This is a genomic window from Nocardioides sp. (assembly GCF_047607365.1).
Taxonomy (GTDB): domain Bacteria; phylum Actinomycetota; class Actinomycetes; order Propionibacteriales; family Nocardioidaceae; genus Nocardioides.
This window is the reverse complement of sequence record NZ_JASGDD010000216.1, coordinates 1-8,980: the sequence shown is the minus strand read 5'-3', so window position 1 is coordinate 8,980 and position 8,980 is coordinate 1. Positions and strand designations below refer to the sequence as shown.

General features: G+C 72.8%; 9 protein-coding genes and 1 pseudogene. 9 read left to right on the top strand and 1 reads right to left on the bottom strand.

Annotated features, from left to right (window positions below):
* Positions 1-120 precede the first annotated feature (120 nt).
* The 8 genes from QM572_RS16820 (at position 121) to QM572_RS16785 (ending at position 7,525) form a co-directional block, all read left to right on the top strand.
* Complete coding sequence (locus QM572_RS16820) at positions 121-549, top strand: Fur family transcriptional regulator (protein ID WP_415095125.1); 429 nt, start codon at positions 121-123, stop codon at positions 547-549.
* Between the two features lie 12 nt (positions 550-561).
* The gene (locus QM572_RS16815; RefSeq protein WP_415095124.1) at positions 562-1,932 is read left to right on the top strand and encodes a YibE/F family protein; all 1,371 of its coding nucleotides are present in this window, start codon (positions 562-564) and stop codon (positions 1,930-1,932) included.
* Between the two features lie 91 nt (positions 1,933-2,023).
* Positions 2,024-3,142, top strand: coding sequence for a GTP-binding protein (locus QM572_RS16810; RefSeq protein ID WP_415095123.1), 1,119 nt, complete (start codon positions 2,024-2,026; stop codon positions 3,140-3,142).
* Between the two features lie 86 nt (positions 3,143-3,228).
* A complete protein-coding gene (locus QM572_RS16805; protein WP_415095122.1) occupies positions 3,229-4,164 on the top strand; it encodes a metal ABC transporter solute-binding protein, Zn/Mn family in 936 nt (311 codons plus the stop codon).
* A 16-nt stretch (positions 4,165-4,180) separates the two neighbouring features.
* Positions 4,181-5,014, top strand: coding sequence for a metal ABC transporter ATP-binding protein (locus QM572_RS16800; RefSeq protein WP_415095121.1), 834 nt, complete (start codon positions 4,181-4,183; stop codon positions 5,012-5,014).
* Positions 5,011-5,892 (top strand): metal ABC transporter permease, encoded by an 882-nt coding sequence (locus QM572_RS16795; RefSeq protein WP_415095120.1) that lies wholly within the window; start codon positions 5,011-5,013, stop codon positions 5,890-5,892. Before QM572_RS16800 ends, QM572_RS16795 begins: the two co-directional genes overlap by 4 nt.
* The gene (locus tag QM572_RS16790) at positions 5,889-6,842 is read left to right on the top strand and encodes a permease (protein ID WP_415095119.1); all 954 of its coding nucleotides are present in this window, start codon (positions 5,889-5,891) and stop codon (positions 6,840-6,842) included. The genes QM572_RS16795 and QM572_RS16790 overlap by 4 nt, the downstream gene beginning before the upstream one ends.
* A complete protein-coding gene (locus tag QM572_RS16785) occupies positions 6,839-7,525 on the top strand; it encodes a TIGR03943 family putative permease subunit (protein ID WP_415095118.1) in 687 nt (228 codons plus the stop codon). The genes QM572_RS16790 and QM572_RS16785 overlap by 4 nt, the downstream gene beginning before the upstream one ends.
* A gap of 276 nt (positions 7,526-7,801) precedes the next feature.
* Here the strand turns inward: QM572_RS16785 and QM572_RS16780 are convergent.
* Positions 7,802-8,182, bottom strand: a pseudogene (locus tag QM572_RS16780) (class I SAM-dependent methyltransferase); the annotation flags it as partial.
* Positions 8,183-8,248: 66 nt separating this feature from the next.
* Between QM572_RS16780 and QM572_RS16775 the strand changes: the two are divergent.
* Positions 8,249-8,815 carry a helix-turn-helix domain-containing protein gene (locus tag QM572_RS16775; RefSeq protein ID WP_415095117.1) on the top strand — a complete coding sequence of 189 codons (567 nt, stop codon included), beginning with the start codon at positions 8,249-8,251 and terminating at the stop codon, positions 8,813-8,815.
* The last annotated feature ends 165 nt before the right edge of the window (positions 8,816-8,980 follow it).

Genomic DNA, 8,980 nt, shown 5'->3' with positions numbered 1-8,980 from the left:
GTGGGGGCGAGCCTCGCCCCCACTCGCCCTGAGGGGAGGCCCCACTCGGCGTTGGGGTCCCGGGATCTCGCGTCGGCAGCGGTAGGTTGGGGGACGGGTCGACAGGCGGAGGAGAGAGCGATGACGGGCGGAGCGCGAGTGGCGGGTCAGGCGGGGACACGGGAGCGGGCCACCCGCCCGTTCCAGGCGGTCGTGGACGAGCTCTCCGGCTCGTCGGAGTTCCGCAGCGCCCAGGAGATCCACGCAGCCCTGCGCACCGCCGGCACCGGGGTCGGGATGGCGACGGTCTACCGCGCCCTGCAGTCGCTGGTCGACGCGGGGAGCGCGGACGTGGTCAAGACCGACTCGGGCGAGTCCGTCTACCGCGCCTGCAGCCAGGGTCACCACCATCATCTGGTGTGCCGCTGGTGTGGGCACACCGTCGAGGTGCAGGGGCCGGCGGTGGAGCGGTGGGCCGACGCCATGGCGGCGCACCACGGATTCTCCGACGTGAGCCACACCATCGAGCTGTTCGGGACGTGTGCCGACTGCGCTGAGCGGCGGTCGTAGCGGGCGCCCCCCATGGCCCACAGCCACACCGACGGCACATCGGAGCCGGTCGCGGTCACCCGCGGACCGCGCATCGCGCTGCTGGTGCTCCTCGCCGTCGTCGCCGTCGCGACCCTCGTCGGGCTGCGCGATCTGTGGCCCGACCGGAGCGCGGTCGCCGAGGCCACCTCACGAGCCCAGTTCGCGGCACCGGGCGTCACCTTCCCGAAGGCCCGGATCGTCAGCATCACCCAGGGATGCGGCACCGAGGACGACGTCGAGGAGGGCGGCCTCTCCGACCCGGAGACGCTCGCCGCGGCGGGCTCCTGCGACCTCGCCACGGTCCGAGTGCTGACGGGTGACTCCGCCGGTCGCCTCAGCAAGGTCGAGCTGCAGGGCCCGATGGCGTCGTCCGGACTCGGCCCCGGGGATCGGATCGAGTTGATGAGCGTTCCCGGCAGCGCGGACACCGCGTCGTCGGCGGTGGCCGGGCCCCTCGCGGACTCGGAGGCCCAGACGTTGGACTCGGCGTTCGGGATCGACCGGAACGGGTCCTTGGCGGTCCTGGTGGTCGTCTTCGTGGCGCTCGTCGTCGTGGTCGCCCGGCATCGAGGGCTCCTCGCCCTGGTCGCGCTCGTGTTCAGCGGACTGATGCTGGTCCGGTTCGTCCTTCCGGCGCTCGTGGCGGGCGGTCCCGGGCTGCCGATCGCCCTCGTCGGCTCGTCGGCGATCATGTACGTCGTCCTCTACGTCGCCCACGGCCTCTCCCTGCGGACGAGCGTCGCGCTGGCGGGGACGCTGGCCGGCATCGCGGTCACCGCCGCCGTCACGCAGTACGCCGTCGCGTCGACGCACCTCAGCGGCTTCAGCGACGAGGCCTCGGGGGTGCTCTCGGCGATGGCGGGCGACATCGACTTCCGCGGTCTGCTCACCTGCGCGATCATCGTCGCGGGCCTGGGCGTGCTCAACGACGTGACCATCACTCAGGCCTCGGCCGTGTGGGAGCTCCGCGCCGCGGCCCCCGACGCGCCCCGCCGGGACGTCTTCGCGCGGGCCATGCGGATCGGGCGCGACCACATCGCCTCGACCATCTACACGATCGTCTTCGCGTACGCCGGGGCGGCGATGTCCGTTCTCCTCCTCCTCTACCTCTACGACCGGCCCGCTCTGGAGCTCCTCACCCAGGAGGACATCGCCACCGAGGTCGTCCGCACGCTCTGCAGCGCGATCGGGCTGGTCGCGGCCATGCCGATCACGACCGCGATCGCCGCCTGCCTGGCCGTCCGGGCACGCCCGGCCGGACCCGCGGTGGGCGGAGACCCGGACCCGCCCGATGCCCACGATCCCGTCTTCGACGACTTCTGGGGGGAGCGACGCTCCGCCGGCCGGCCGCCTCGAACGTGAGACGGCGGGCGCCGTCCCCCGGTTGCGAGGCACGACGTCCCGATGGATATAGTGAGAACCGTTATCACTAGATCCGACAGGGAGCTCCACCGTGAAGCACAACGTCCATCCGGCCTACGGGCGCACGACTCCCGTCCTCCTCGTCAGCGGCCTCGACGAGGCCGCCATGCTGGCGAGCGCCATCTCGCTGCAGTTCGGCCTCGCCGGCGCCGTCGCCGTGCGCCACACCATCGACCCCGGGCGGCAGCTCCTGCATCGCGTGGTCAGTGACGTCACCGGTGTCATCGAGCGCGAGGAGATCAGCCTCGCTCACGCCTGCGTGGACTGCGCCATCCGCGAGGATATCGTCCCCACGCTGGAGCGCCTGGCACGCTCGGGCCGCTGGTCGCGGATCGTGGCGTGCCTTCCCGTCGCCGCGGAGGCCGCTCAGGTGTGCCGGGTGCTGGGCTGGGCGCCGCGCAACGCTCCGCACGTCGCCGTCGCCGCCGTGATCGCCGCCCTCGACGGAGCGACGGTCGCCGAGGACCTGCTGGGGGAGGACCTCCTCGACGAGCGCGGACTGGCCACGTCGGGGGACGATCGCCGCGGCACCGCGGAGGTCGGCTGCGCGATGGTCGAGTACGCCGACGTCGTCAGCCTGACCGAGCCGGCCTGCGCCGAGGAGAGGGCGCTGCTCGCCGCCCTCGCGCGACCGCGGATCCCGATCGTCGAGGACCCCTCGCTGCTCGACGCCGAGACCCTGGCGGCCGGGGTCCATCGCCACCAGGCTGTCGAGGCGTGGGTCGCCGCGGTCCGTCGTGGCGGGCTGCCGCCCGTGCCCGACGGCGGCGCGTGGCGTCTGGATCTCTCCTCCGACCGTCCGTTCCACCCGCTTCGCTTCCACGACGAGCTCGCCACCCTGGGCGCCGGCCCCCGCCGATCGCGCGGCTGCTTCTGGCTGCCCACGCGGCCCCGCGACATCTGCGTGTGGGACGGGGCCGGCGGCCAGGCGAGCGTGGGGTCGAGCCGCCGGTGGGGACGCGGCGAGTCGCCGCTCACCCGGATCGTGGTCACCGGCATCGACGACGACCGCGACGGGCGCGCGCAGATCAGGGCCGCCTTCGGGCGCTGTCTTCTCACGGACGAGGAGCTCGCCGGCCGCGGCCGCGTCTGGGACGAGTCCTGGGACGGGCTCGAGCCGTGGCTCGGCCCGATCAATCGTGTCGCGTGAGCCGCTGATGGGAACGATTCCCAATCTCATAGGCTAAGGTTCCATTGTTAATGAACGTCGTTATCACTATCGAAAGGCAGGCAAGCATGAGGGCACGTCAGTGGGGTCTGGGTCTGAGCGTGGTGGCCGCGGTGGCTCTCGCCGCGGGCTGCGGGTCGGACGACGAGGCACCGAGCGCCTCGGGCTCGACCTCGTCGAGCGCCGAGACCGTCGACGTCGTCGCCTCGACGGACGTCTGGGGCGACGTGGTGAAGCAGGTGGCCGGCGACCTGGCGGGCTCGACGGTGCGGATCACCTCGATCATCAGCGACCCCGACACGGACCCGCACTCCTACGAGGCCGACACCCAGAACCAGCTCGCCCTCTCCAAGGCCGACCTGGTCCTGGAGAACGGAGGGGGGTACGACGACTTCGTCGACACCATGCTCAAGACCGCGGGCGGCGACCCGGTGGTGCTCAACGCGGTCGACATCTCCGGGCACGTCGCGCCGGAGGACGGAGAGCTCAACGAGCACATCTGGTACGACTACCCGTCGGTGCAGAGGATCGCCGCGAAGGTCGAGGAGGCGCTCGCCGCCGCCGACCCGGCCAACGCGTCGACGTACGACGCCAACGAGAAGGCCTTCTCGACTCGGCTCGACGGCTTCATCGCGACCGAGGCGGAGATCAAGAGCGCCCACCAGGGCGAGGGTGTGGCCATCACCGAGCCCGTCCCGCTCTACCTGCTCGAGGCCGTCGGCCTCGTCAACAAGACGCCCGACGAGTTCAGCGAGGGCATCGAGGAGGGCGAGGGGATCTCGCCGGCCGTGCTCAAGGAGACAACGGACCTCTTCGCCGGCAAGTCGGTCGTCCTGCTCGCCTACAACGAGCAGACCACCGGCCCCGAGACCGAAGCGGTCCTCAAGGCCGCCAAGGAGAACGACATCCCGGTCGTGGGCGTACGCGAGACCCTGCCGGACGGTCAGGACTACCTGACCTGGATGGCCGACGACCTCGCGCAGCTCCAGTCGGCGCTCGGCTGATCGGGGATCGCTCGGCATGACGGACGGTTCTGGGGCGTGTTCTCCCCCTCGGCCGGCGCTGGAGCTTCGCGACGCGGCGCTGAGCTACGGCAGCCACCGGCTGTGGTCCGGGCTCGACCTGGAGGTGCGCCCCGGTGAGTTCGTGGCCGTGCTGGGCTCCAACGGCTCCGGCAAGTCGAGCCTCCTGCGGGCGATCCTCGGCCTGCAGCCGCTGACGTCCGGGTCGTTGCTGGTCGCGGGCCGGCCGGCCCGGCGGGGGAGCCGCCGGATCGGCTACGTCCAGCAGCAGCGCCGGCTCGACCCGACGACGCCGTTGCGCGCGCGTGACGTCGTACGCCTCGGCCTCGACGGCCATCGGTGGGGGATCGCGCTGCCCGGGCGGGTCGGCTGGCCACAGGTGGAGGAGGCGCTGGAGCACGTCGGCGCGCTGGAGTACGCCGACATGCCCGTCGGCCTCCTCTCCGGCGGAGAGCAGCAGCGCCTCCGGATCGCCCAGGCGCTCGTCTCCGACCCGGAGCTCCTGCTCTGCGACGAGCCGCTCCTCTCGCTCGACCTCGCGAGCCAGCGGACCATCACCAGCCTGGTCGACCGCCGCCGCCGCGAGCACGGCACCGCCGTCGTCTTCGTCACCCACGAGATCAACCCCGTCCTGCCGTACGTCGACCGGGTGCTCTACCTCGCCGGCGGCCGGTTCCGGGCCGGGACCGTCGGCGAGGTGCTCACGTCGGAGGCGCTGAGCGACCTCTTCGGCGCCCCGATCGAGGTCGTCCGCTCGGGCGGTCGCATCCTGGTCGCCGGCGTTCCCGACTCGCCCGAGGACGTCCACCACGTCGAGGAGCCGTCGCGGTGAGTGGTTCCGACGTCTGGCACCAGATCTTCGACTTCACCGACTACGGCGAGCTGCTGGGCCTGGTGCACAACTCCCTCATCGCCGGAGCGATCCTCGGCCTGGTCGGCGGGCTGATCAGCAGCTTCGTCATGATGCGCGACCTGCCCTTCGCCGTCCACGGCGTCAGCGAGCTGTCGTTCGCCGGCGCGACGGCCGCGCTGCTGATCGGCGTCAGCGTGGTGGCGGGTGCGCTGGTCGGCTCGCTCATCGCCGCGGTGATCATCGGCTCGCTCGGCGCCAAGGCCCGCGACCGCAACTCGGTCATCGGGGTGCTGATGCCGTTCGGGCTCGGGCTCGGCGTGCTCTTCCTCGCGCTCTACCACGGACGCGCGGCCAACAAGTTCGGCCTGCTCACCGGTCAGATCGTCGCGATCGACACGCCCCAGCTGCGCTGGCTGAGCGTGACCGCGGTCGTCGTGGTCGCCGGCCTCCTCGTGCTCTGGCGTCCTCTCGTCTTCGCGAGCACCGACCCGGAGCTCGCCGCCGCGCGCGGCGTGCCGGTGGCCGCCCTGTCGCCCGTCTTCATGCTGCTGCTCGGGCTCGCGGTCGCGATCTCGATCCAGATCATCGGCGCGCTGCTCGTGCTCAGCATCATCTGCACGCCGGCGGCGGCCGCCATGCGGGTCACCGCCTCGCCGCGCGCGATGCCGCTGCTGAGCATGCTCTTCGGCTTCGTCTCGGTGATGGGCGGGATCCTGCTCGCCCTCGGCGGCAGCGTGCCGATCAGCCCCTACGTCACGACGATCTCCTTCTCGATCTACGTCGTGTGCCGCCTGATCGGCGGCTGGCGCAACCGTCACGGCTGGGCGCGGCCGGCGATTGGTCGGGAGGCCGCGTGACGCCGAGGCGCGCCCGCGCGCTGGGACAGGCGGAGCTCGTCGCTCTGCTGGTGATCCTCGTGATCGCGGGCCAGCGCTGGATCCGCGCCGAGATCACCTCGGAGGCCGTGCAGACGTGGTGCACGATGTTCGTCGCGGTGGTCGTGCAGTCCACGCCGTTCCTCGTCGGCGGAGTGCTGCTGTCGACGGTGATCTCCCGGCTGGTCTCGGAGCGGATCATCCGGAGGATCGTGCCGCGCAGTCCGGTCCTCGCGGTGCCGGTCGCAGGGCTCGCCGGCATCTGCCTCCCCGGGTGCGAGTGCGCGGCGGTTCCCGTCACGGACAGCCTCCTGCGCCGGGGAGTCGGCCCGGGGGCCGCCGTGACCTTCCTGCTGGCCGCGCCGGCCATCAATCCGACGGTGATCGTGTCCACGGCGGTCGCCTTCCGCGCGGACCAGACGATGGTGGTGGCCCGCGTGGGCGCCTCGCTCGCCACGGCCGTCCTCGTCGGCTGGTGGTGCGTGCTGCGAGGTGACCGGCTCCGGCTGGAGCGACGGGTCCGGGCGCACGACCACCATCAGTCCTTCCTCCAGGCCGCGCACCACGACTTCCTCCACGCGGCCGGCTTCCTCGTCTTCGGGGCCATGGCCGCGGCGGCGGTCAACACGTTCGTGCCGCGCGAGATCATGGACTCCGTCGCCGGCCACGCCGTGCTCGGCGTCCTCGCCCTGGCGACGTTCGCGTTCGTCGCCGCGCTCTGCTCGGAGTCGGACGCGTTCGTCGCGGCCAGCCTCACCTCCTTCTCCGACACCGCCAAGCTCGCCTTCCTCGTCGTCGGGCCGGCCATGGACGTCAAGCTGGCCACGATGGAGGCCGGTCAGTTCGGGATGGCGTTCGCCCGGCAGTTCGTGCCGGTCGTCCTCGTCGTCGCCCTGCTGTGCGCCGTCGCGACGGGATGGCTGCTGCTGTGAGCCGCCGTACGCAGGGACTCGTCGTCGCGCTCCTCGCCGCCGTCCTCCTCCGGTTGGCGTGGTCCGGGGAGTACCTCCGCTTCGTGCTGCCGTGGATGCGCTGGCCGATCGTCGGCGCCGGCCTCGTCCTGGCGCTGATGGCGCTCGGCCCCGCCCTCAGCCGTGGCCCCGAGGGCGAGCGGGTGCCCTGGTCGACGTGGCTGCTCCTGGCGCCGACGATCGTCGTCTTCGCCGTGTCGCCCCCGCCGCTGGGCGCCTACCTCGCCGAGCACCGGCCCTCCCAGGCAGCGGCGGAGCCGGCCACGGCGCTTCCGCCCGCGCTCGTGATCTTGCCGGACACGGGCTCGGGGCCGCGTTCGATCGGGGTGGACGACCTCACCTGGGACGCGGCCCAGGACGACGACCCGATGCAGCTCACGGGCGTGCCGCTCACGATGGACGGCTTCGTCAGCGGGACCGGAGACGCGTGGTACCTCACGCGACTGGTCATCTTCTGCTGCGCCGCCGACGCCGTGGTCGAGCGGGTGGAGATCCGGGGCGCCCCCGCTCCTGCCCGCAACCGCTGGGTCCGGGTCACCGGCACCTGGGTGCCGCAGACCGGCCGGAACGGCACCGACCCCGTCCTGGAGGCGAGCGAGGTGACGCGCATCCCCACGCCGAAGGACCCCTACGGGGCGGGTTGACCCCCCCAGGCCGAGTACGACGTCGCGCGATCGCCGGGCGAGCAGCGTGGCGTCCTGGACCTCCATCGTCTCGCCGTCGCGGACCATGGTGCGCGGACGCTCCTCGACGACCAGCGCCTCGAACCCGTCGGGCAGCCCGGGGAGGAGGTCCGCGGCGAACCACATCGCCTGCCGGTGACGCTCGGACAGGCGGTGGCCGAAGCCCTCGACCGGCGCGTGGCCGACGACGAGGAGGTGCCCGCCCGGGGCGACCGCTCCCGCCAGGCGCCTCGTCACGTCGACGATCGTGCCGGCGGCCGGATGCAGGAAGTGCGTGGTCACGAGGTCGAACCGCCGGCCGGCGGCGTCGAAGGAGCGCGCGTCGACCCGCCACCAGTCGGTGCGCTCGCCGACGCCGGCGGACTCGGCATGCCGCGCCGCGCGGGCGAGCCCGTTGGCGGAGAAGTCGGCGCCGGTCGCGTGCCAGCCCTGCCGGGCCAGCCAGATGACGTCGCCGCCCTCGCCGCAGCCCACGTCGAGTGCCGTGCCCGGTGTGAGGGCGGTCGCCTCGGCCACCAGCTGCGGGTTGGGCCGGCCGCTCCAGACGGCGTCCTCGCCGGCGTACCGCTCCTCCCAGCCCTCGGGCTCGAAGAGCCTCGCGATCTCGTCGTCGTCCATGGCCCCACCGTGCCCGGGGCCGGAGCGGGTTGACAAACTCTGTTGCCGGAACGGCAAGATTCCCACGTGGCGGAGCTCGACGAGGTGCTGGAGGCGCTCGGGCCCCGGCTACGCGCGCTACGGGCCGAACGGGGGACCACCCTGGCCCAGCTCGCCGAGCGCACCGGCATCTCGGTGAGCACCCTCTCCCGGCTGGAGTCGGGTCGCCGCAGGCCGACGCTCGAGCTGCTCCTCCCACTGGCGAAGGCGCATCAGGTGGCGCTCGACGAGCTGGTCGACGCGCCGGAGACGGGCGACCCTCGGGTCCGGTCCCGGCCGATCAGGCGCCACGGCCGCACCTTCCTGCCGCTCACCCGGCGGCCCGGGGGAGTGCAGGCGTTCAAGGTGATCATCCCGCCGGAGGACGGAGGCAGCCGTCGCGAGGAGCCGCGCACCCACGAGGGCTACGAGTGGATCTACGTCCTCTCCGGCCGCCTCCACCTCGTGCTCGGCGAGCGCACCCTCGACCTCGGGCCGGGCGAGGTCGTCGAGTTCGACACGCGTACGCCCCATCTCGTGCTCAACCTGGGCGAGGTGCCGGTGGAGATGATCGGGCTCTTCGGGCCGCAGGGAGAGCGGATGCACGTCCGCTGACGCGGTGGGCGTCAGACCGGGACGAGCTCGAGCGACCCCACGGCGTAGCGCGCCAGGATGGTGCGGGCCAGCTCCGGATGCGCGCCGAGCGGCTCCGAGACCGCGACCGCGCCCGCCTCGAGGGCCAGCTCGGCCGCGCGGTCGGGCAGCCAGCCCGGCGCGAGG